At 71.5% G+C, this 21,619-nt stretch carries 21 protein-coding genes; 10 read left to right on the forward strand and 11 right to left on the reverse strand.

All coding sequences use genetic code 11. The features are described 5' to 3' along the window. The first annotated feature begins 94 nt into the window (after positions 1-94). Complete coding sequence (locus tag BUB75_RS32905) at positions 95-1,096, forward strand: GntR family transcriptional regulator (RefSeq protein WP_073262650.1); 1,002 nt, start codon at positions 95-97, stop codon at positions 1,094-1,096. Between the two features lie 31 nt (positions 1,097-1,127). Here the strand turns inward: BUB75_RS32905 and BUB75_RS32910 are convergent, their stop codons facing one another. Then, positions 1,128-2,369 (reverse strand): ROK family transcriptional regulator, encoded by a 1,242-nt coding sequence (locus BUB75_RS32910; protein ID WP_218617913.1) that lies wholly within the window; start codon positions 2,367-2,369, stop codon positions 1,128-1,130. A gap of 45 nt (positions 2,370-2,414) precedes the next feature. Here BUB75_RS32910 and xylA point away from each other — a divergent pair, with 45 nt between their 5' ends. The 8 genes from xylA to BUB75_RS32950 all read left to right on the forward strand — a co-directional run bounded on the left by xylA (position 2,415) and on the right by BUB75_RS32950 (position 10,975). After that, entirely contained in the window at positions 2,415-3,602 is a 1,188-nt protein-coding gene (xylA, locus tag BUB75_RS32915) for a xylose isomerase (protein ID WP_073262654.1), read from the forward strand. Between the two features lie 145 nt (positions 3,603-3,747). Next, a complete protein-coding gene (locus BUB75_RS32920) occupies positions 3,748-5,178 on the forward strand; it encodes a dihydrolipoyl dehydrogenase family protein (protein WP_218617914.1) in 1,431 nt (476 codons plus the stop codon). A gap of 84 nt (positions 5,179-5,262) precedes the next feature. Continuing rightward, positions 5,263-5,709 (forward strand): hypothetical protein, encoded by a 447-nt coding sequence (locus BUB75_RS32925; protein WP_073262656.1) that lies wholly within the window; start codon positions 5,263-5,265, stop codon positions 5,707-5,709. A 394-nt stretch (positions 5,710-6,103) separates the two neighbouring features. Further along, positions 6,104-7,066 (forward strand): ABC transporter substrate-binding protein, encoded by a 963-nt coding sequence (locus BUB75_RS32930; RefSeq protein ID WP_073262658.1) that lies wholly within the window; start codon positions 6,104-6,106, stop codon positions 7,064-7,066. After that, positions 7,056-7,898 carry an ABC transporter permease gene (locus tag BUB75_RS32935; protein ID WP_073262660.1) on the forward strand — a complete coding sequence of 281 codons (843 nt, stop codon included), beginning with the start codon at positions 7,056-7,058 and terminating at the stop codon, positions 7,896-7,898. Before BUB75_RS32930 ends, BUB75_RS32935 begins: the two co-directional genes overlap by 11 nt. After that, a complete protein-coding gene (locus BUB75_RS32940) occupies positions 7,895-8,674 on the forward strand; it encodes an ABC transporter permease (RefSeq protein WP_073262662.1) in 780 nt (259 codons plus the stop codon). Before BUB75_RS32935 ends, BUB75_RS32940 begins: the two co-directional genes overlap by 4 nt. Positions 8,675-8,677: 3 nt before the next feature. Beyond that, on the forward strand, positions 8,678-9,463 hold the full coding sequence (locus tag BUB75_RS32945; protein ID WP_073262664.1) for an ABC transporter ATP-binding protein: 786 nt from the start codon (positions 8,678-8,680) through the stop codon (positions 9,461-9,463). Positions 9,464-9,562: 99 nt separating this feature from the next. After that, positions 9,563-10,975, forward strand: a complete 1,413-nt coding sequence (locus tag BUB75_RS32950; protein WP_073262666.1) for an amidase — start codon at positions 9,563-9,565, stop codon at positions 10,973-10,975. A 71-nt stretch (positions 10,976-11,046) separates the two neighbouring features. Here BUB75_RS32950 and BUB75_RS32955 read toward each other — a convergent pair whose 3' ends face one another. The 4 genes from BUB75_RS32955 to BUB75_RS32970 form a co-directional block, all read right to left on the reverse strand. Beyond that, positions 11,047-12,072, reverse strand: a complete 1,026-nt coding sequence (locus tag BUB75_RS32955) for a hypothetical protein (RefSeq protein WP_073262668.1) — start codon at positions 12,070-12,072, stop codon at positions 11,047-11,049. Next, positions 12,069-13,028 carry a transporter substrate-binding domain-containing protein gene (locus BUB75_RS32960; RefSeq protein WP_073262670.1) on the reverse strand — a complete coding sequence of 320 codons (960 nt, stop codon included), beginning with the start codon at positions 13,026-13,028 and terminating at the stop codon, positions 12,069-12,071. Before BUB75_RS32960 ends, BUB75_RS32955 begins: the two co-directional genes overlap by 4 nt. Before the next feature lie 66 nt (positions 13,029-13,094). Next, positions 13,095-13,724: an HD domain-containing protein gene (locus tag BUB75_RS32965; RefSeq protein WP_073262672.1), complete on the reverse strand. Its 630-nt coding sequence runs from the start codon at positions 13,722-13,724 to the stop codon at positions 13,095-13,097. After that, positions 13,721-14,677 (reverse strand): GlxA family transcriptional regulator, encoded by a 957-nt coding sequence (locus BUB75_RS32970; RefSeq protein WP_073262674.1) that lies wholly within the window; start codon positions 14,675-14,677, stop codon positions 13,721-13,723. Before BUB75_RS32970 ends, BUB75_RS32965 begins: the two co-directional genes overlap by 4 nt. A gap of 143 nt (positions 14,678-14,820) precedes the next feature. Here BUB75_RS32970 and BUB75_RS32975 point away from each other — a divergent pair, with 143 nt between their 5' ends. Beyond that, entirely contained in the window at positions 14,821-15,915 is a 1,095-nt protein-coding gene (locus tag BUB75_RS32975; protein ID WP_073262676.1) for a sporulation protein, read from the forward strand. On the opposite strand, the gene BUB75_RS32980 is transcribed toward BUB75_RS32975, so the two are convergent. From BUB75_RS32980 to dop, 6 genes are all read right to left on the reverse strand, one after another. Then, positions 15,912-16,808, reverse strand: a complete 897-nt coding sequence (locus tag BUB75_RS32980; RefSeq protein WP_073262678.1) for an SdiA-regulated/phytase-like domain-containing protein — start codon at positions 16,806-16,808, stop codon at positions 15,912-15,914. The two genes, BUB75_RS32975 and BUB75_RS32980, sit on opposite strands and share 4 nt — an antisense overlap. 72 nt (positions 16,809-16,880) lie before the next feature. Further along, positions 16,881-17,891 (reverse strand): helix-turn-helix transcriptional regulator, encoded by a 1,011-nt coding sequence (locus BUB75_RS32985; RefSeq protein ID WP_073262680.1) that lies wholly within the window; start codon positions 17,889-17,891, stop codon positions 16,881-16,883. Between the two features lie 54 nt (positions 17,892-17,945). After that, positions 17,946-18,743, reverse strand: a complete 798-nt coding sequence (gene prcA / locus BUB75_RS32990; protein WP_073262682.1) for a proteasome subunit alpha — start codon at positions 18,741-18,743, stop codon at positions 17,946-17,948. Positions 18,744-18,774: 31 nt separating this feature from the next. After that, the gene (gene prcB, locus BUB75_RS32995; RefSeq protein WP_218617917.1) at positions 18,775-19,632 is read right to left on the reverse strand and encodes a proteasome subunit beta; all 858 of its coding nucleotides are present in this window, start codon (positions 19,630-19,632) and stop codon (positions 18,775-18,777) included. 106 nt (positions 19,633-19,738) lie between these two features. Further along, a complete protein-coding gene (locus tag BUB75_RS33000; RefSeq protein WP_073262684.1) occupies positions 19,739-19,951 on the reverse strand; it encodes a ubiquitin-like protein Pup in 213 nt (70 codons plus the stop codon). A 61-nt stretch (positions 19,952-20,012) separates the two neighbouring features. Next, positions 20,013-21,536 carry a depupylase/deamidase Dop gene (gene dop, locus BUB75_RS33005; protein ID WP_073262686.1) on the reverse strand — a complete coding sequence of 508 codons (1,524 nt, stop codon included), beginning with the start codon at positions 21,534-21,536 and terminating at the stop codon, positions 20,013-20,015. Positions 21,537-21,619 lie beyond the last annotated feature (83 nt).

Consider the following 21,619-nt stretch of genomic DNA (forward strand, 5'->3'; position numbering starts at 1 on the left):
GAGCGTGACTAGTCGCAGGTCACCCAGCCTTGCGCCATCGGCGGCGCCATGGTGCACTAGTGCGGACTCCCGACGGAACAGGAACGAAAAGACGATGAGCGACACACCGTCGGCGCGGATCGTCGCCGAGCTCCGACGCCGGATCGAGACCGGGGAGCTGGCTCCCGGCGACCGGCTGCCCTCGACGCGGCAGATCACCCGTCAGTGGAACGTCGCGATGGCCACCGCCACCAAAGTGCTCACCGCACTCCGCCAGCAGGGCCTCGTGGAGGCCGTGCCCGGCATCGGCACCGTGGTCCGCGGCACCGAACCGCCCGCGGAGCACAAACCCGAAAAAACCCCCAACGACGCCCCCGCGCCGATCGGCAACCCGGTCCTCGGCCTCCCCGACCCACCCCGGCGCCGCCGCCGCGGCGCCGAAACACCGCTCACCCGCGACCGGATCGTCGCCGCGGCCCTCCACATCGCCGACACCCACGGCATGGCCGAGCTGTCGATGCGCAGGGTGGCCGCCGACCTCGACGTCGCGACGATGGCTCTGTACCGCTACGTCCCGAGCAAGGAGGACCTCGTCCTGCTCATGATGGACATGGTGTTCCGGGACTTCATCCTGCTCCCCCCGGTCGAGCCGGACGGTTGGCGGGCGAAGCTCGAGGCGGTCGCCCGGATCCAGTGGGAGGGTTACCAGCAGCACAGCTGGATGGGCGGGGCACTCTCGTTCTCGCGACCGCAGATGATTCCTCGCGGCATGGTGCACACCGAGTACGCGATGGCAGCGCTGCGCGACACCGGGCTGGCGCCGACGGAGATGCTGCACTCCGCGGTCACGATGTTCAACCACGTCCGGAGCATGGCGATGGTCTTCGACGAGGAGCGTCGCAACATCCAGGACACCGGGATCAGCGCCGGCGAGTGGATGGAGATGCAGGACCACGCGATGCTCGAGATCCTCGCGACCGGTGAGTTCCCGATGATGGCCACGGTCAGCGCGATCCCCGGCGACGCGCTCACGATCGACTCGATCTTCGAGTTCGGCCTCGCCCGCTACCTCGACGGCCTCGAGGCCCTGATCGCCGACCGCGCCGCGCGGAACTGACGCCCGCCGCGCCGCGCGGAACTGACGCCCGCTACCGCCCCAGCCACGCCCCCGGATCGTCCAGCACCCGATCCAGCACCGACCACGCCGCGCCCAACGCCGCCGCATCCGCCCCCAGCACCGACGCCCGCACCACCGGCCGCGACACCGCCGCGCCGACCAGCCGCCGCGCGAGCTGCTCCTCGATCGGACCGACCAGCCACGGCGCCAGCTCCGCGTGCGCACCGCCGAGCACCACCGCGTCCAGGTCGAGCAGGTTCAGCGCACCGGCCAGCGCGATTCCCAGCGCCTCCCCGGCCTCCGCGAGCGCCCCCAGCATTCCCGGCTCCCCCGCGCGAGCCCGCGCCGCGATGCCCGCCTCCGGCGAGCGGCCCGCGCCTGCCTCCGGCGAGCCACCCCCACCCGCCTCCGGCGAACGGCCCGAACGGCCCGAACGACCCGAACGGTCCCCGTCACTTCCTCCCGCCGCGCGCAGGATCGCCCGCAACCCGGCGTACTGCTCCAAGCACCCGTCGCTCCCGCACCCGCACGGCCGCCCACCCGGACGCACGGTGACGTGCCCCAGCTCCCCGCTCCACCCGTGACTCCCCCGGTACAGCCGCCCGTCCAGCACCAGCCCGGCCCCGATGCCCACCTCGCCCGACACCTGCAGGAACGATCGCGGCGCGGCATCACCCAGCGCCCGCTGCTCCGCCCGCGCGGCGAGCGTCGCCTCGTTCTCGACCGAGATCGGTACCCCCCGCAGCGCCGCCGACCCCAGTACCGCCTCCCGCACCCCGCCCGCATCGAGGTTGGGCGTCACGAGCAGCTCGCCGGTCGCCGGATCGACCAGACCCGGCACCGCGAACGCCGCCCCCGCCGGCGAGAGCCCGAGTGCGGAGCCGGCCGCGACGGCGTCCCCCAGCAGCGTGTCCAACGCGGGGAACCGACCCGCGAGCCGCACCCGCACGCCCCCGGTCAGGTCCACCAGGCAGACCGCGACGTGGTCGACGTTCAGCTCGATGCCCAACCCCGCCGGGCCACGCGGATCCAGCTCCAGGCCGGTGGACGGCCGCCCGACGCCGGTCCGCGTCGGCGCACCGGTCTCTCGCAGCAACCGTCCGGCCAACAACGTCTCCACCAGCGCAGAAACGCTCGCCCGGGTCAGCCCGGTCGCGGCGGCCACCTCGGCCCGGGAGACCGGACCACCAGCGGCCACCGCCCGCAACACCAGCGCCAAGTTGTGCGCGCGCACCGACCCCGTCCGCGCCGGACCCTCCACAAAAGCACCCACCCGAGATATGTTAACCCCCTGAACTAATCAACAGGAGGTAGCACCATGGCAACGCAGCCGACCCCCGCCGACCGCTTCACGTTCGGGCTCTGGACCGTCGGCTGGCAAGCCCGCGACCCGTTCGGCGACGAGACCCGCGCCCCGCTCGACCCGGTCGAGACCGTGCACAAGCTCGCCGAGCTCGGCGCCTACGGCGTCACGTTCCACGACGACGACCTGATCCCGTTCGGCTCCGACGACGCCACCCGCGCCAAGCACATCGCGCGCTTCACCGAGGCCCTCAAAGAGACCGGCCTCGTCGTTCCGATGGCCACCACCAACCTCTTCACCCACCCCGTCTTCAAGGACGGAGCCTTCACCAGCAACGACCGCGGCGTCCGCCGGTACGCCCTGCGCAAGACCCTCCGCCAGCTCGACCTCGCCGCCGAACTCGGCGCGAAGACGTTCGTCTGCTGGGGCGGCCGCGAAGGCTCCGAGACCAACGCCGCCAAGGACGTCCACGCCGCACTCTCCCGCTACGCCGAAGCCATCGACACCCTGGCGCAATACAGCATCGACCAGGGGTACGACATCCGCTTCGCGATCGAGCCCAAGCCCAACGAGCCCCGCGGCGACATCCTGCTGCCCACCGTCGGCCACGCGCTCGGTTTCATCGCCCAGCTCCAGCACGCGGACCGCGTCGGCCTCAACCCCGAGGTCGGACACGAGCAGATGTCCAACCTCAACTTCGTCGACGCGATCAGCCAGGCACTCTGGCAGGGCAAGCTGTTCCACATCGATCTGAACGGCCAGCACGGCCCGAAGTTCGACCAGGACCTGGTCTTCGGCCACGGCGACCTGGTCAACGCCTTCTTCCTCGTCGACCTCCTCGAGCACGGCCCGCTCGGCGGCGGCCCCACCTACGACGGGCCGCGCCACTTCGACTACAAGCCGTTCCGCAACGAGGACATCCACGGCGTCTGGGCCTCCGCCGCCGCGAACATGCGCACGTACCTGCTGCTCAAGGAGCGCGCCGCGGCCTTCCGCGCCGATCCCGAGGTCCAGGAGGCCCTCGAGGCGCACGGCGTCACCGGGCTCGCGCAGCCCACGCTCAACGACGGCGAGTCGATCGCCGACCTGCTCGCCGACCGCTCCGCCTACGAAGACTTCGACGTCGCGGCTTCCGCCGCGAAGGGCTCCGGCGCCGTGCGCCTCGACCAGCTCGCCATCGAACACCTTCTGCACGCACGCTAGATCTACGCCTGCCGGGCGGGCGCCGGTCCCTTCCGCGACCGGCGCCCGCGCCCACAGGCCGTGTCGTCCCGTTCCGCCGTAGTGGGTTGCTCACCCACCCTCCGGCCGCTGGGGGTATGCAGGGTGATCGGGCAGACTGCACACCGTGAACGCAGCCCTGAATCCTGACCGGTCGGAGTGGGACGTCATCGTCATCGGCGGAGGTCCGCCCGGTGAGGTCGCCGCGCAGTACGCCACCCAGTTCTCCGGCCTGGACGCCGTGATCGTCGAGCGCGAGCTGCTCGGCGGCGAGTGCTCGTTCTGGGCGTGCATGCCGTCCAAGGGTCTCCTCCGCCCGATCGAGCTGGTGTCCAACGCGCGGAACCTCCGCGGCGTGACCGGCGCGTCGATCGACGTCGCCGGGGTCCTGGCGCGCCGGGACGAGATCGTGAAGCACCACGACGACGGCTCGCAGGTCAACTGGGCCGTCGGCGCCGGGATCGACGTCATCCGCGGCCACGGCAGGCTGGCGGGTGAGAAGACCGTGACCGTCACCGGCGCCGATGGTTCGACCCGGACGCTCACCGCGCGGCACGCCGTCGTGCTGGCGGCCGGGACCAGGGCGAACATCCCGCCGATCGAGGGGCTCCGCGACGCCGCCCCCTGGACGTCCCGGGACGCCACGAACCTGCAGTCGGTGCCGCGCCGGGTCGTGGTCGTCGGCGGCGGCGTCGTGGCCTGCGAGGCCGCGACCTGGCTGCACGGCCTCGGCACCGAGGAGCTGACGCTGATCGAGGGTGGCCCCCGGCTACTCGGGCGGACCGAGCCGTTCGCGGGCGAGATCCTCGCCGAGCGATTCGCCGCCGCGGGAATCACCGTACGGACCGGCACCAAGGTCACGGCCGTGTCGCGCGGGACGGCCGGCGGCGAGGTGACCGTGACGCTCGACGACGGCTCGGTCGTCGTCGCGGACGAGATCCTGGTCGCGGCGGGGCGGACCCCGAACAGCGACGACCTCGGCCTGGACAGCGTCGGCCTGGCGCCGCACGGCTACGTGACGGTGGACGACCGGCTGACGGTCCCCGGCGTCGACTGGCTGTACGTGGTCGGCGACCTCAACGGCCGGGCACTGCTCACCCACATGGGCAAGTACCAGGGCCGGGTCGTCGGTGAGGTGATCGCGTCCCGCGCCGCCGGGACGCCGCTGGACGGATACCGGTACCGCGACCGGGCCACGGTGCCACAGGTGACGTTCACCGACCCGGAGATCGGGTCGGCGGGGCTCACCGAGGCGCAGGCCCGCGACGCCGGGCTGGACGTCGAGACCGCGGAGTACGACCTGGCCGCGCTGGCCGGCACCTACCTGCTCCGGGATGACTACGTGGGCCGCGCCAAGCTCGTGATCGACGGTGACACGCTCGTCGGCGCGACGTTCGTCGGCACCGGCATCGCCGAGCTGGTGCACTCGGCCACGGTGGCGATCGTCGGCAAGGTGCCGATCGCCGACCTCTGGCACGCGGTGCCGAGCTACCCCACGGTCAGCGAGGTCTGGCTACGCCTGCTGGAGACGCTCGAGCAGCAGCGCCGAGGGAAATAGACCGATTCGGGTGGGCCGGGCCCGACCGGCCCACCCGCACGTCGTACGATTCCGACAATTGTTACCGATCATTCGGGAGCGGTCATGCGGTTCCTCGGTCAGCTGAGTCACCTGCCGCCTCGTCTGGCGACCGGCGCGTACATCCTCAACTCGGGGCTCTCCAAGCGCAACGCCGACGAGCAGGCCGCGGCCGGTATGCACGGGATGGCCGCCGGGACCTATCCGTTCCTGGCCGGCGTCGAGCCGAAGCAGTTCGCGAAGTACCTGTCGACCGCGGAGATCACGCTCGGCGCGGCGTTGCTGGTGCCGGTGATCCCCTCCGCGGTGGTCGGCGCCGGGCTGGCCGCGTTCGCCGGTGGCCTGCTCGGGCTCTACCTGAAGACGCCGGGCCTGCGTGAAGAGGGCAGCCTCCGCCCGACCCAGGCCGGGACGCCGATCGCGAAGGACGTCTGGATGCTCGGCATCGGCGCCGGCCTGGTACTCGACAGCCTCAGCAATCGGACGAAGGCGTCGACAAAGAAGAAGAAGTAGCCCGGCGGTTCGGCCGCGGACCGGTGCGGGCGACGCCGCTGAGTGTGAGCTGCCCGGCGTCCGAATCGACGGCGCGGAGACCCGCGAGCACGCTCGACCGACCGCACGAAGTGCGATTGCCGTTCGCCGTCGCCGGGTGGATTGTTCACAACCTCGCGCCGTTCGGCGCGCCCAGACGACCAGTTAGCCGAAAAGGTTCCGCTGATCGGTTCATACTGTTAACAATGCAGCTAACAAAACCACGAACGTTGACGTGACTCAGCTCACGTCAATAGTCTGGATCCGTTCAACTGTTCACAGTGCGCACACCAATGCTCGGCCCACGGCGCCCCGGCCGTGGCATCGCTCTCAGCTCCCACTCCACCCGGAGTACCAACCCCCATTTGGAGCTTCCATGCGCCGTGCTCTGGCGAGCATCGCCGCCGCCACGCTGGCCTTCGGTTTAGCCGGCTGCGGCGGTTCGTCCGGCTCCGAGGTCAAGACCGAGGGCGGCAACGCCCAGGTGACCGTCGGAACCATCCCGATCCTCGACGTCGCACCGATCTACCTCGGCAAGGAGAAGGGGTTCTTCTCCAAGCGCAAGATCGATCTGACGCTCAAGACCGCCGCAGGCGGCGCCGCGATCGTGCCGAGCGTGATGTCCGGCGAATACCAGGTCGGCTTCTCGAACTTCACGTCGCTGCTGCTGGCCCGCGACAAAGGACTGCCGCTCAAGGTCGTGTCGAACGGCGTGTCCAGCACCGGCGTCCAGGGCAAGGACTTCGGCGCGATCGTCGTGCAGGGCAACAGCCCGATCAAGACCGCCAAGGACCTGGGCGGCAAGCGGGTCGCGGTCAACACGCTGAAGAACATCGGTGACACCGCGGTCCGCAACTCGATCCGCAAGGACGGCGGCGACCCGGACAGCGTCAAACTCGTCGAGCTGCCGTTCCCGGACATGCCCGCCGCGCTGTCCGGTGGCCGGGTCGACGCCGCGTTCGTGGTCGAGCCGCAGCTGAGCCAGACGCTGGCCGCCGGAGCGCGCCCGATCACGTCGACCTACGTGGACCTCGCCCCGAACCTCAGCGTGGCCGGGTACTTCGTCACGGAGAAGCTGCTCGCGTCCGACAAGGACCTTGTCGACCGATTCACCGAGGCGATCCAGGAGTCCCTCGCCTACGCCGACGCGCACCCGGACGAGGTGCGGCAGGTCCTGACCACCTACACCAAGATCACCCCCGACCTCATCCCGAAACTGACGCTGCCGAAGTGGCCGACCGAGATCAACAAAGATTCGATCGCGACGCTCGGCGAGCTCGCCACCTCGGACAAGCTGCTGTCCAAGGCCCCCGATCTGAACGCGCTCTATGCGGACTGAGTCCCCAGTCGCCCCGGTGACGGCACCCGCTGCGGTCACCGGGGTGGCGCGTCCCCGGCGGGGCGGGTCGAACGCGGCCCGCGGCGCCGTCGGCGCGCTGGTGGCGCTCCTGATCTGGGAGCTGGCACCGCGGATCGGCCTGGTGTCGTCGACCGACCTCCCGCCGGTCTCGACCGTCCTGCGCGTCCTGGTCCGGGAGGCGGGCACCAGCGCGTACTGGACCGCGATCGGCGAGACCGTGTACGCCTGGCTGCTCGGGCTGCTGATCGCGTCCGCGCTCGCGATCGTGCTGGGCTTCGCGCTGGCGCTGGTCCCCGCCGTCCGGTCGTTCACGACGTCCACGGTGGAGTTCCTCCGCCCGATCCCGTCGGTCGCGCTGATCCCGCTCGCCGTGATCGTCTACGGCACCGGGCTGGGTTCGACGCTGCTGCTCGTCGTCTACGCGGCGTTCTGGCAGATCTACGTGCAGGTCATCGCCGGGGTGGCCGACGTCGACCCGGTCGCGGACGAGACCGCGCGCTCGTTCCGGTTCGACCGGGTGCGTCGCATCCGGTACGTGATCTGGCCGTCGGCGCTGCCGTACGTGCTCACCGGCGTCCGGCTCGGCGCGGCGGTCGCGCTGATCCTCGCGGTGACCGCGGAGCTGGTCATCGGCGCGCCGGGGCTCGGCGCGGAGATCGCGATCGCCCGCTCCGGCACCGAACCGGCGCTGGTGTACGCGCTGGTGCTGACCTGCGGTGTGCTGGGTGTTCTGGTCAACGTCGGCGTCCGGGCCGGTGAGCGGAGGCTGCTGCGGTGGCACGCGTCGGTACGCCGGGAGGTGCCGGTATGAGGCTGGTCCTGAAGCCCGTGCGGTGGTTCCTCCTCCCGGCGGCGCTGATCGGCATCTGGTGGGCCGCCAGCGTCGGCGGCCAGAACTTCTTCCTGCCGACGCCGGACGCCGTGGCCCGCGCGTTCGGTCCGACCTGGACGCCCGCCACGCTCCGGGCGGACGTGCTGCCCAGCGTCGTTCGGCTGCTCACCGGGTTCCTGCTAGCCGGTGTGATCGGCGTCGCCGTCGGGACCGCGATCGGCCTGTCCCCGCGGCTGCGCGCCTACACCGAGCCGGTACTGGAGTTCCTACGGGCCGTGCCGCCGCCGGTGCTCATCCCGGTCGTCATGCTGTTCGCCGGGATCGACAACACGATGAAGATCACGGTCATCGTGTTCGGCTGCGTGTGGCCGGTGCTGCTCAACACGATCGAGGGCGTCCGCGCGGTCGACCCGGTGCTCGGCGAGGTCTGCCGGTCGTACCGGATCGGCGGGCTCACCCGCCTGCGCACGCTGGTGCTGCGCGGCGCCAGCCCGCAGATCATGACCGGTCTGCGCCAGGCCCTCGCGATCGCGATCATCCTGATGGTGATCAGCGAGATGTTCGCCGCGTCCAGCGGTCTCGGGTTCACGATCGTGCAGTTCCAGCGGAGCTACGCGATCCCGGAGATGTGGACCGGCATCATCCTGCTCGGCCTGCTCGGCGTCCTGCTGGCCGGCCTGTTCGGCCTCGCCGAACGCGTGATCTTGCGCTGGTACTTCGGCCTCCGCCGGTCCGCGCGCGACGGAGGGAACTGAGCCATGACCGCACTGCTTGAGATCAGCGGGTTACGGAAGGTCTACGGCGACTTCGAGGCACTCCGCGACGTCAGCGTCTCGCTCGCCGACGGCGAACTCGTCTGCCTCGTCGGCCCGTCCGGATGCGGCAAGACGACGCTGCTCAAGTGCGCCGCCGGGCTGCTGCAGCCGTCCGGAGGCTCGGTGACGCTGTCCGGCACGCCGGTCACCGCGCCGCCCGCCGACCTGGCCGTCGTCTTCCAGGAGTACGGGCGCAGCCTGTTCCCCTGGCTCACCGTCCGGCGCAACGTTGAGCTGCCGCTCAAGCAGAAGAAGGTCGGCCGCGCCGAGCGGGCCCGCCTGGTCGACGAGGCGCTGACCGCGGTGGGGCTCGCCGACCGCGGTGACGCCTATCCGTGGCAGCTGTCCGGCGGCATGCAGCAGCGGGTGGCGATCGCCCGCGCGGTCGCGTACCAGCCGTCGGTGCTGCTGATGGACGAGCCGTTCGCCGCGGTGGACGCGCAGACCCGCGCCGACCTGGAGGACCTGATCCGGTCGATCTGGCAAAAGTTCGGGGTGACGATCCTGTTCGTCACCCACGACATCGACGAGGCGGTGTACCTCGGCGAGCGGGTCGTCGTGCTGTCGTCAGCGCCGACGATCGTGCAGGAGACGCTGTCGGTGGACCTGCCCGCCGAACGCGACCAGCTGACCACCCGCGCCGACCCGCGGTTCACCGAGCTCCGCGCGCACGTCTACGCCGAGATCCAGGCGGCGAAGAAGCGCGCCCCGGCCGCCGCGGCGGACTGACGCCGCCGGGCTCCGCTGGCACATCCTGCCGTGCCGGGTGCGCCCGGAGCGGCAGGGACGCCCAGTGACACCGGTGGGTGGTTCCGGGAAGCTCGGGGCATGGATGACCTCTGTGACCTGGACGCAGTCGAACTGGCGCAGCGGCTGCGGCGCCGGGACGTCTCCGCCCGGGACGTCGTCGCGGCACACCTCGACCGGATCGAACGCGTCAACCCGGCCGTCAACGCGATCGTGACGCTGGACGCCGAGGGAGCGCTCACCGCCGCTGCGGCTGCCGACGAGGCGGTCGCGCGCGGCGCCGAGCCCGGCCCGCTGCACGGCCTCCCGATCGCGTTCAAGGACACCCACGACACCGCGGGGATGCGCACCACCTACGGCTCGCCGCTGCTCGCCGACAACGTCCCGGCGTTCGACGAGCTGGTCGTGCAGCGGATCCAGGACGCCGGTGCGATCCGGATCGGCAAGACCAACGTTCCCGAGTTCGCCGCCGGGTCGCACACGTTCAACACGCTGTTCGGCGTCACCCGCAACCCGTACAACCTGGGACGCTCGGCGGGCGGCAGCAGCGGCGGCGCGGCCGCCGCCCTGGCCGCTCGGCTGATCCCGATCGCCGACGGCAGCGACATGGGCGGCTCGCTGCGCAACCCGGCGTCGTTCTGCAACGTGGTCGGGTTCCGGCCCACGCCCGGCCGGGTGCCGACCTACCCGAACGACAACCCGTGGGACACGATCGGCACGTCTGGGCCGATGGGCCGCACGGTGGCCGACGTGGCGCTGCTGCTCTCCGCGATCGCGGGCCCCGACCGGCGCTCGCCGATCGCGCTGGAGACACCTGGTGACGCGTTCCGGGTGCCGTTGGAGCGTGACCTGGCCGGGCTGCGGGTCGCGTGGAGCCCGACGCTCGGCGGCCTGCCGATCTCGGCGGACGTGTCCGCGGTGCTGTCCGGCGCACCGGCGGTCTTCGCCGAACTGGGCTGCGTCGTCGAGGAGGCGGAGCCGGACCTGTCCGAGGCCGACCTGGTGTTCCGGACGCTCCGCGCGAACGCGTTCGAGCTGGCGTTCGGCGCGTCCTACGACGCCCGGCCGGACGCGTTCAAACCGGCGCTGGCCTGGAACATCGCCCAGGGACGGGGACTGAGCCGCGGCGACGTCGGGCGAGCCACCGCCGCCTGGGCGCGGACCTACCGGGCGGCCGCGGCGTTCTTCGACGTGTACGACGTGCTGATCGCGCCGGTCAGCCAGGTGGCCCCGTTCGACGTCGACGAGGAGTACCCGCGGATCGTCGCCGGGCAGGAGCAGCACTCCTACCTGGACTGGATGCGCTCGGCGTACCACGTGACCGTGCTCGGGGCTCCGGCGATCTCGGTGCCCGCCGGGTTCACGCCGGACGGCTTGCCGGTCGGGCTGCAGATCGTCACCCGCCCGCGCTCGGACCTGCTGACGCTGCAGGTCGCGGCGGCGTTCGAGGCCGCGACCGGCCACGGCCGCCGCCGCCCGCCCCTCGACGTGTGATCCGGAGGCCCGCCCGGCCTCCTGGCGCCCGGTCCGCGGCCACCCGGGCGGCGGCGGCCGGGCCGGGTGCGTCAGGGCGGGCCTGCGGTACGGGGGGACTGCAGGACGCGGCAGGTCGCATCGATCGTCGGAGCCGGGCGGACCCGCCGTCCCCACGCCTCGAGCAGCGAGTCCTCGATGTGCAGGTCGTGCACCCGCAGCCGATAGACCGGCAGGTCCGGCGAGGCGGGGCAGAGCGTCCGAGCGGTGATCGCGTCGTTGTGCACGTACCGCACCCCGCCACTCTCCTGCAGGATCGCGGTCAGCTCGTCGTCGGTGCCGACCACGTAGCCGCGGAGGTTCGTCGACGATCCGTCGGTGTCGCGCACGGTCGTCACGGTGAGCGGCAGCACCGGCATCGTCATCGTGGTCGCGGCGGCAGCCACCGCGAACAGCACGACGCCGATCTGACCGGCAACAGCCAGCACCCCGGCGAACCACCGCGGCACCGGCCCGTCCACCCCGAGCGCGAGCAGCGGCGGCACGACGAACATGCCGAACACGAAGTACTCACCCTGGCGGGCGGCGTCGACCGCGGTCGGCGTCAGCAGGCCGGCGTAGACCGACAGCACGGCGGCGGACGCCGCCGACCGCTGCCACCGCTTGATCCGACCCCACTCCGGGACCGACTGGAACACCAGCACGAACGCCGGCAACAGCAGCGGAAGGTAGAGAATCTGCCAGGTGGCCAGCGCGAGCCCGAACACGACGCCCAGCAGCCACAGCGGTGTCCGGCGGGTCCAGCGGGCCAGCAGCGGGAGCCGCTCCGGTGCTCCGTTCGCGTCCGCGCTACGGACCAGCACACCACCGACCGCGAACGCCAGCACCAGGACGCCGCTCACTAGCCGCATGCTCACCAGCAGCGTCGTCGCGAACAGGTTCACCGCGTTGACGTTCTGGACCAGCAGCAGCGTCGTCTGGAACTGACCGCCCGCTTCGATCCACAGCCGGAGCAGCGAGAGCGCCGCGGGCAGGGCGACCGCCAGCGTCCAGAACACCTGGCTCTCGTGCCTGCGGGACGCCTCGGCGGGCGCGGGCCCCGGCGTCGCCTGCGTCATCGAGTCGGGTACTTCGCGTCGCTGTCGACGAGGTCGGGGTGGTCATGGGGCTCCGGCTGGTCCAGTGCCCCGAGCACGCTCAGGTGCTCGGCGAACGATTGGCGCCACGCGGTGACCTCGCCCCGCCGGTCGGCCGCGTAACTCTTGTAGAGGTAGTAGTCGACCAGCTCGCGCAGCGCGGGGTTCTTCTTCGAGACGCCGATCCCGATCTCCTCCACGCCCGGGTTCGACGCGGTCGCCAGCTTCAGGTCGAGCACCTGGAACTGGTCCTCGTGCTCGCTCTGGAAGCCGAACAGCACCGACCGGTCGGTGCTCATCGCCTGGTAGAGCCCCTTCTGCATGCCCTCGAAGCACTCCTTGTCGCTGTTCCGGGCGACAAACGGGACACGTCGCTCGGCAAGCAGCTTCTCCGACGTGGACGCGGTGGACGTGCACACCTTGTAGCGCGGGTCGACCAGATCCTGGAGCGTCGTGATCTCACTCTTCAGCTCCTCCGGCACCATGACGCTCTGCTCGATGACGAGGTACGGCCCGGCGAACGCGATCGACCGCTTGCGCTCCTCGGTGATCGACAAGCTCGCGACGACCAGGTCCACCTTGTCCTGGAGCAGGAACTTGAGCCGGTCCGCGACGTTGTCGATCGGCACCCACTCGATCTTGTCGTCGCCGACGTAGCCGAGGTTGGCCGCGATGTAGCGCGCGACGTCGATGTCGAAGCCCTCGTTGCGGCCGTCTGCCACGTACCCGAGCAGCGGCTGCCAGTCGTAGACGCCGATCCGGAGTTTGGCCGGCCGGTTCTCGTCCCGCAAACCGGCCTCGGTGAGCTTCTCCTCGACGGTCGGACCGTCGGGGTCCTGGGTCTTGCTCTGGCAGGCCGCGACCGCGGTGAGAACCGCGAGAAGGACGATGCAGACGACCCGGCCGACGCGTGCCAGCGGCCCAGCACCCGCGCTCATCCAGCCCCTTCGGCAGTCCGTCCGCGTCCACACGAGAGGCTAGCAGCGGGCCACGATCTACGCGGGTCAGTCCCAGCCGTTGACGGCCACCAGAGCGTCCCAGGTCGGGTAGGGCGCGTCGGGGTGGCGCTGGTGCAGGAGTTCGCCGGGGAGCGTGCACGGCGGCGCCTTGCGCGGATCGGCCTCGACCTGGGCGACGATCAGCGCGGTGAGGGCAGGCGTGCCGCCGAGCCGCGGGTAGATCGCGAGCAAGCGGTCGGCGAAACCGGGCGGCAGCCCGTCCGGTCCGCCGAGGACGTCGTGGGTGATGCCCGCGTGCGCGATCCGGATCTCCGGTGGGCGGCGGCGGCCGAACACCGGCGACGCCGTGAGGCTCGGCGTGGTGTGCAGCGCGATCGCGTCCCAGACCGTGTCGATCTGTGCGTCGGTCGCGCCGTGCTCCTCCAGGAGCTCGGCGGCCCGGTCGGCGCCGTCGACCTCGAACCGCTGGGTACCGGCGCCGGCGTCGGTCAGCCCGACGTCGTGCAGCGCGCAGATCAGGTAGACGAGCTCGACGTCGTAGTCCTGGCCGCGCGCGTCGGCGAGCGCCCGCGCCAGCAGGTACGAGCGCTGGTTGTGGTTCCGTACCAGCGGGGGGTGAGTCGCCTCGACGAACTCGTCGACGGCCTTCGTCAGCGGGGTGGCGGGTGCGGTCATCGGTCGTTCCTTCCGAACGGGTGGAACCGCTCGCGGTAGGCGTGCGGTGGGATGCCGAGGTGTTTGAGGAAGACCCGCCGCAGCGTCTCGTCCGAACCGAAGCCGCTCTGCCTGGCGACGGCGGGCAGCACCGCGTCGCTGGACTCCAGCAGCGTCCGGGCGGCGGCCAGCCGCGTCGACTCGACGTACTGCGCGGGGGTCGCGTTCAGCTCGCGGCGGAACAGCCGGCCGAGGTGGCGGGCGCTGACCGCCGCGGTCTGGGCGAGGCTCTCCAGCGTGTGCGGCGCGGCCGGGTCGGCGGCGACCGCGTCGACCGCGGCCCGCAGCGCCGGGTTGCGCGGGACCGGCCCCGGTTTCGGGATGCCGTACTGCGCCTGCCCTCCGGGGCGTTGCAGGAACACCACCAGCCAGCGCGCCACCGTCCGGGCGACGTCCGGGCCGAGGTCCTCCTCGAGCAGCGCCAGCGACAGGTCGATTCCCGCCGTCACCCCCGCGGAGGTGAGCAGGGACCCGTCCCGGACCACGATCGCGTCCGGCTCCACGGTGACCGCCGGGAACCGCTGCGCGAGCACCTCGCAGAGCGCCCAGTGCGTGGTCGCCCGCCGGCCGTCGAGCAGGCCGGCCGCCGCGAGCAGCAGCGCACCCCCGCACACCGAGGCGACCCGCCGGACGTCCGGCGCGATCCGGGTGAGCTGGTCCACGACGCCGTCCGGCATCCCGTCCGCGCTGCGCAACCCGAGGTCGCCGGGGACGAGCAGCGTGTCCGGCGGCGTCCGGACGGCGGACAGCGCGGTGTCCACCGCGAGCGGAACGCCGACGTCGGTGGTCACCGGCGCCCCGTCCGGCGAGGCCAGCCGCGTCCGGTAGGCCTGCGGCGCGTGCAGCACCTGGAGCGGCCCGGCGACGTCGAGCAGCGTGACGCCGTCGTAGACGACGATCAGGACGTCCTTCATGGAGAGGAGTCTCCGGGGCCGCCGGACACGTCTACAAGGACCACCGACCCACAGATCCGGACCTCGGAACTGTCGGGTCACCGTGCGCGTTAGAACGGTCACTAAGGGAGGAATCCCCTCCCGGTAGTTTCCGAGGAGATGTCGTGGTCTTCAGGAAGTTGATGCACGCGTTCGGTGCCGGCGGACCGTCCGTCGACACCGTGCTGGAACGCGGCGACTGCCGGCCCGGCGAGCTGGTGCGCGGTGAGGTCCGGCTCCGCGGCGGCGACCGGACCGTCACGATCGAACGCATCGAGCTCGGCCTCGTCACCCGCGTCGAGTTCGAGGGCGGCGACCACGAGCAGGCGGGCGGCGTCGAGTTTGCCCGGCTCCCGCTCACCGGCGGCTTCGAGCTGCCCGCGAACACCGACCGATCGATCCCGTTCCAGTTCCCGGTGCCCTGGGAGGCGCCGGTCACCGCGGTGTTCGGCCAGCCGCTGCGCGGCATGGCCGTCGGGCTGCGCACCGAGGTCGCGGTCGCGAAGGCGATCGACGCCGGTGACCTCGACCCGGTGGCGATCCACCCGCTGCCCGCACAGGAGCTGTTCCTGGACGCGGTCGCGCGCCTCGGGTTCACGTTCCGCAGCGCGGACGTGGAGTACGGGCAGCTGCGGGGCGTGCCGCAGCAGCTGCCGTTCTACCAGGAGATCGAGTTCTTCCCGGCGCCGGCATACGCCGGGCGGCTCAACGAGCTCGAGGTGACGTTCGTCGCCGGGCCGCAGGCGGTCGACGTCGTGCTCGAGGTCGACAAGCGCGGCGGCCTGTTCAGCGGCGGGGCGGACACGTTCCACCACCTGCGGATCGATTACGCGACCGCCGGTGACACCGACTGGGCGGGATACCTCGACGGCTGGCTCCAGCAGCTGCTGGCGGGCTCCCACGGCGGGTTCGGCGGCGGCCCCGGTGCCTACGGCGGACAAGGTGCCTACGGCGGACAAGGTGCCTACGGCGGACAAGGTGCCTACGGCGGACAAGGTGCCTACGGCGGACAAGGTGCCTACGGCGGACAGGGTGCCTACGGAGGACAGGGGGCCTTCGGCAGCTACGGCCACCACGGTCACCGTCGCCGCCGCGGGCACGGGATGGGTGCGGTCGCGGGCGGCGCGGCCGCCGGGTTCGTCGGCGGAATGGTCGCCGGTGAGGTCCTCGACGAAGCCGGTGACGCGCTCTTCGGCGACGACGAGGGAGAGTTCTTCTAACCGCGGATCGGGACCGCTCCGATCGGGGCCGGTATGCGCTCGGTCGCGGTGAGCAGCGTCCGGGCGTCGGTGGTGTACGCGATCGCCTCGCCCTGACGGCTCGCGGGCAACCGGATCTGCCGCGGAGCCCGGGTCACCAGCGCCCGGGCGATGTTTCCGTCCGGCGCGTACCACTCGAACGCCCGGTCGTACGTGCGGAGCACCGCCCGGGTGCCGTCCCGGGACACCGCTCCCCCGGTGATCAGGCGGCTGCGTGCCCGGCACGCCGGGCACGCGCGACGCACGTCGAAGCGCCCGACCAGCCGCAGCCACCCGGTCGGGCGCAGCGGCGCGTCGGCGACGTAGACGCCCGCGGCACCGGCCGTCTTGGTGACCAGGACGGCCGCCCCACGGCGGGTGACGAGCATCGCCTCCGCGTCGTGCGCCCCGTCGGGGTAGCGCAGGTCGTACCGGGCGACCGCGGTCGCTGCGGTACCCACCCGCCACCGGAACAGCGACACCGCGAGCCGGTAGCCGGTGTTGCCACCGATGTCGGCGATCCAGAACGTCCCGGACGCGTCGAGCGCGATGTCCTCGGTGTCGAACCGCTTCCCGCCCAGCGGGACGGCGTCCGGGTCACGGGGGGCGGGCGGACGGAGCACGGTCCGCCGGATCGGGCGGCACCCGGCGTCCAGACGCCAGATCACCGGGCCGGTGTCGTTGACGACCGAGAACCCCCCGGGGCGTTCGACGAGGCCGCTGATCTGCCCCAGCCGACGATCGGCGACGACGCACCGGGTCACCGGACGTCCGACCGCGGGCGCGGCGACCGCGCGCACGATCGGGAACAGGCTCCCGACGACGCTCAGGCTGATCGCCGCACGGACGGCCTTGACTGCCAGCCTCGTCGCCACCGCAGCCCCCGTCCGTACCACGAGCACCGGTGCGCCCGTAATGTCCGATTCCCATCGGCGGTACGCACCGTACTAGATCCGTTCGTCCCGTGCGGGCGCGCCTTGGTCATACAGCGCTGCCAGCGCCCTCGCGGTGCCGACGAACAGCGCGCGCAGCTCCGGCGGCCCCAGGACCTCCACCTCCGCGCCGAGCGCGAGAAAGTCGCCGTGCGCCTTCCGGATGTGCTCGACCGGGATCGTGGTGCGGAACCACCCGTCCGGGTCCGGCGGGTCGGCGTTCGCCCTGGCCGCCTGCGTCATGGCAGGGCCCCCGAGCAGGTGTTGCAGCCGGTCGAGCCCCGCCGGCGAGAGCCGCACCTCGGCCTCGCCGCGGATCAGGTTGCGCTCGAACCGGCTCGTCCACTTCTGCCAGTACTCGGCCAGGTCGAAGCCCTCCGGACGCGCGAACCGCTCACCCGGCACTTCGACGTCGAGCAGGTGAGAGACCTTGTAGGCCCGGATCTCGTCGCCGGGGACCTTGCGTGCGACGAAGTACCAGACCCCGGCCTTCAGCACGAGTCCCAGCGGATCCCAGACCCGCTCCACGTCCCGGGGCGCCCGCCAGCGCCGGTAGCGGGCGTAGATCCGGTGCTGGTTCCAGACGGCGTCCGCGAGGGCCGCGAGGTGCGGCACCTGCTCGGCCTCGCGGAACCAGCCGGGAGCGTCGAGGTGGAAACGTTCACGCATGCGCTCGGCGCGAGTGCGCAGCTCGGCCGGGAGCGCGGCCAGCAGCTTGAGCTCGGCGGCGGCCAGCTCGGTGCCGAGGCCCAGCGCGGCGGCCGGGCCCGGCATACCGACCAGGAACAGCGACTCCGCCTGGTCGATCGTGAGGCCGGTGAGCCTCGTGCGGTAGCCCTCCAGCAGCTGGTAGCCGCCGGCCGGCCCACGGTCGGCATACAGCGGTACCCCGGCCGCCGAGAGCGCCTCGACGTCCCGGTACACGGTGCGTACCGACACCTCGAGCTCGTCGGCGAGCTCCTGCGCGGTCATCCGGCCGCGGGTCTGCACCAGCAGCAGCATCGAGAGCAGTCGGTCGGCACGCACGCCCTCAGTGTGCCGCGCATGCCTGACAACCGATGTCAGGCATGCGCGCGGTGCTCAGGAGTCGGACGACTCCGACGACTCCGACGACTCGGTGCCCTCGGCCGACTCCGGCTCCTCGGACGACGCCTCGCTCTCGGCGTCCGCAGAAGTAGTTTCAGTGACGAGGAGGCCCTCCAGGGCCGCACCGATCAGCCGGCGGAAGGCCCGGCCCGGCCGGGTGCGGTCGAGGACCGCGACCTCGAGCTGCGCCGCGGAGATCGTGCGGGGGTTGCCGTTCTCCCCGCCGATCGACGCCAGCGCGTCGACCGCGATCTTCAGCGTCGCCCGCAGGTCGAGCCCGGCGTCGTGCTTCTCGCGCACCTGGGTCGCGATCGCCTCCGACTGCCCGCCCATCGCGACGAAGCCCGGCTCGTCGCTGACCGAGCCGTCGTAGGTGAGCCGGTAGAGCTCGTCCGCACCGGCCTCGGCGCCGACCTGCGCGACGCAGACCTCGACCTCGAACGGCTTGGACTGCTCACCGAAGATCGCGCCGAGCTGCTGGGCGAACGCGTTGACTAGGCCGCGGGCGGTGACGTCACGGCGGTCGTAGGAGTACCCGCGAAGGTCGGCGTAGCGCACGCCGCCCTGCCGCAGTGCCTCGAACTCGTTGTACTTACCGACCGCGGCGAAGCCGATGCGGTCGTAGATCTCACTGACCTTGTGGAGCGCGTTGGACGTGTTCTCGGCGACGAACAGCACGCCGCCCGCGTAGCTGAGCACGACCACACTGCGACCGCGCGCGATCCCCTTGCGCGCGAACTCCGAGCGGTCGCGCATGAGCTGCTCGGGCGAGGCATAGAACTGCATGGCCACGGTGCTGGGGCCCCTTCGCTAGAACTGAACTTCAGACGCCCGGGTTCGCCGTACGGTCGGCGATCACGTCGGCCACGACCGCACCGACCTCGTCGTCGGTCAGCCGCCGGACGCCCTCGGCGTCGACGACCGTCAAGATCGGGTAGAGCTTGCGGATGATGTCCGGGCCGCCGGTCGCCGAGTCGTCGTCGGCCGCGTCGTAGAGCGACTCGACCAGGACGCGCACGGCCCCGGTCTGGTCCATCCCCGGCTTCCAGAGCTTCTTGAGCGCGGACTTCGCGAACACCGAGCCCGACCCGACCGACGAGTAGCCCTGGTCCTCCCAGCACCCGCCGGTGACGTCGAACCCGAAGATCCGGCCGGCCTTCGCGGGGTCGGTGGCGTCCAGGTCGTACCCGGCGAACAGCGGGATCACCGCGAGGCCCTGGAGCGCGGCGCCCAGGTTGCCACGGATCATGATCGACAGCCGGTTCGCCTTGGCGTCGAGGGTCAGCGGGGTGCCCTCGATCTTCTCGTAGTGCTCCAGCTCCACCTGGTAGAGCCGGATCATCTCGATCGCGATGCCGGCCGTACCGGCGATGCCCGCGACCGAGTACGCGTCGGTCGGGAAGACCTTCTCGATGTCGCGCTGGGCGATCATGTTGCCCTGGGTGGCCCGGCGGTCGCCGCCCATGACCACGCCGCCGGCGTAGGTGGCGGCGACGATCGTGGTGCCGTGCGGCGCGACCGAGCCGTGGTCACCGGGCGGCAACGGACGCCGCCCCGGAAGCAGCTCGGGTGCGGTCAGGTTGAGGAACTCGGTGAACGACGACCCCCCTGGCGCGGTGAACAGGTTCGAGAAACGGCCGGAAGCACCTAGACCCCCCGTAGCGCCAAGACCCGTGGCCACCTGGATCCTCTCTCGTACGTACGCGTCAATCCTGCTGCAACCCTACCGCCACCCGCACGAAGGCCGCCCGGCAGCGTTGGCTGCGGGCGGCCTTCGATGTCGGGGGCTACTCGCCGCCCTTCTGCACGTATCCGCGGACGAACTCCTCCGCGTTCTCCTCGAGGACCGAGTCGATCTCGTCGAGCATCGCGTCGACGTCCTCGGTCAGCTCCTCGACCCGCTCGGCGACCTCAGGATTCGCCTCGACGGCCTCGACCTCGTCGACGTCCTGCCGGGCCCGGCTACTCTGCGACTGTCCGCCGCTGTCCCTGGTGCTCATGGCGTCTCCCCTCGGTTCGCATCTCGACGGTACCTCCCCGGAACGGCAATTGGTCCGAGAGTTAACGTCCTGGACCCGTCAGCGCGTCCAGCAGCTCGGTCGCGCTGTCGCACCGATCGAGCAGGCTACCGACGTGCTGGAGCGTGCCGCGCTCCGGCTCGAGCATCGGCACCCGCACCAGCGACTCCCGGCCGACGTCGAAGATCAGCGAGTCCCAGCTCGCGGCCACCACCGACGCGCCGTACTTCTCCAGGCACCGGCCGCGGAAGTACGCGCGGGTGTCGGTCGGCGGCTTGAGCATCGCCTTCGCGACCTCGTCGTCGTCGAGCAGCCGTTTCATCGCGCCGCGGGCCACCAGCCGGTGGTAGAGGCCCTTCTCTTTCCGGACGTCGTGGTACTGCAGGTCGACCAGCTGCAGCCGGGGCGAGTCCCAGCCCAGGCCGTCCCGGTCGCGGTACCCCTCGAGGAGGCGCAGCTTGGCGACCCAGTCCAGTTCGGTCGCGCAGAGCATCGGGTCGCGGCGGAGCCGGTCGAGCATCGACTCCCAGCGCTCCAGTACGTCCTTGGTGATCGGGTCGACGTCGTCCCCGTACCGGTCGGCGACGTACTGGCGAGCCCGCTCGCAGTAGATCTCCTGGATGTCCAGCGCGGTCATCTTCCGGCCGTCGCGGAGACTCACCTTGTGCTGCAGGCCGGGGTCGTGGGAGACCGAACGGAGGTCGGTCACCGGCTCGGCCAGCGCGAGGTCCCCGGGCAGCGCCTTGTCCTCGATCAGGCTGAGCACCAGCGACGTCGTGCCGACCTTGAGGTACGTCGCGATCTCCGACAGATTCGCGTCGCCGATGATCACGTGCAGCCGCCGGTACTTCTCGGCGTCCGCGTGCGGTTCGTCCCTGGTGTTGATGATCGGCCGCTTGAGCGTCGTCTCCAGACCGACCTCGACCTCGAAGAAGTCGGAGCGCTGGCTGATCTGGAACCCGGTCCCCGATCCGTCCTGGCCGATGCCCACCCGGCCGGCACCGCAGATCACCTGCCGGGTGACGAAGAACGGCGTCAGGTGCGTGACGATCTCGCTGAACGGCGTCCGGCGGCGCATGAGGTAGTTCTCGTGCGCACCGTAGGACGCGCCCTTGTTGTCCGTGTTGTTCTTGTACAGGTTGATCGGCGGTGCGCCGGGCACGGTGGCCGCGCGCCGCGACGCCTCGGCCATCACCCACTCGCCCGCCTTGTCGAACAGCACGACGTCGCGCGGGTTCGTCACCTCGGGCGTGGAGTACTCGGGGTGCGCGTGGTCGACGTAGAGCCGGGCGCCGTTGGTGAGGATGACGTTGGCCAGGCCGAGGTCCTCATCGGCCAGCGCCTCCGCCGGATCGTAGAGCGCCCCGCCGTAGTTGAACCCGCGGGCGTCGCGCAGCGGCGACTCCTCCTCGTAGTCCCATCTGGCCCGACCGTTGCGCGCCGGGTCGTTGCGGGCCCCGTACGCGTTGACGATCTGGGACGAGGTGACCATCGGGTTGGCGCCGGGCTGGCCCGGGACCGAGATGCCGTACTCCACCTCGGTGCCCATGATTCGTCGCGCGCTCATGAACGAAGCCTACGTACCTCAGCGTCTCGGCGCCCGGCCTGGTCGACGGCTTTCGCGCCACACCCCGCCGTCGTCCGGTGGCA

It is taken from the genome of Cryptosporangium aurantiacum (genome assembly GCF_900143005.1).
Lineage (GTDB): Bacteria > Actinomycetota > Actinomycetes > Mycobacteriales > Cryptosporangiaceae > Cryptosporangium > Cryptosporangium aurantiacum.

What these genes read in the sequence shown, in the direction of transcription:
- BUB75_RS32970 (WP_073262674.1), bottom strand. Translation starts at nt 14,677, where the DNA reads ATGAAGGACGTCCTGATCGTCGTCTACGACGGCGTCACGCTGCTCGAC.
- BUB75_RS32925 (WP_073262656.1), top strand. Translation starts at nt 5,263, where the DNA reads ATGCGGTTCCTCGGTCAGCTGAGTCACCTGCCGCCTCGTCTGGCGACC.
- BUB75_RS33000 (WP_073262684.1), bottom strand. Translation starts at nt 19,951, where the DNA reads ATGAGCACCAGGGACAGCGGCGGACAGTCGCAGAGTAGCCGGGCCCGG.
- BUB75_RS32935 (WP_073262660.1), top strand. Translation starts at nt 7,056, where the DNA reads ATGCGGACTGAGTCCCCAGTCGCCCCGGTGACGGCACCCGCTGCGGTC.
- BUB75_RS32955 (WP_073262668.1), bottom strand. Translation starts at nt 12,072, where the DNA reads ATGACGCAGGCGACGCCGGGGCCCGCGCCCGCCGAGGCGTCCCGCAGG.
- BUB75_RS32945 (WP_073262664.1), top strand. Translation starts at nt 8,678, where the DNA reads ATGACCGCACTGCTTGAGATCAGCGGGTTACGGAAGGTCTACGGCGAC.
- BUB75_RS32960 (WP_073262670.1), bottom strand. Translation starts at nt 13,028, where the DNA reads ATGAGCGCGGGTGCTGGGCCGCTGGCACGCGTCGGCCGGGTCGTCTGC.
- xylA (WP_073262654.1), top strand. Translation starts at nt 2,415, where the DNA reads ATGGCAACGCAGCCGACCCCCGCCGACCGCTTCACGTTCGGGCTCTGG.
- BUB75_RS32950 (WP_073262666.1), top strand. Translation starts at nt 9,563, where the DNA reads ATGGATGACCTCTGTGACCTGGACGCAGTCGAACTGGCGCAGCGGCTG.
- BUB75_RS32930 (WP_073262658.1), top strand. Translation starts at nt 6,104, where the DNA reads ATGCGCCGTGCTCTGGCGAGCATCGCCGCCGCCACGCTGGCCTTCGGT.
- dop (WP_073262686.1), bottom strand. Translation starts at nt 21,536, where the DNA reads ATGAGCGCGCGACGAATCATGGGCACCGAGGTGGAGTACGGCATCTCG.
- BUB75_RS32905 (WP_073262650.1), top strand. Translation starts at nt 95, where the DNA reads ATGAGCGACACACCGTCGGCGCGGATCGTCGCCGAGCTCCGACGCCGG.
- BUB75_RS32965 (WP_073262672.1), bottom strand. Translation starts at nt 13,724, where the DNA reads ATGACCGCACCCGCCACCCCGCTGACGAAGGCCGTCGACGAGTTCGTC.
- BUB75_RS32940 (WP_073262662.1), top strand. Translation starts at nt 7,895, where the DNA reads ATGAGGCTGGTCCTGAAGCCCGTGCGGTGGTTCCTCCTCCCGGCGGCG.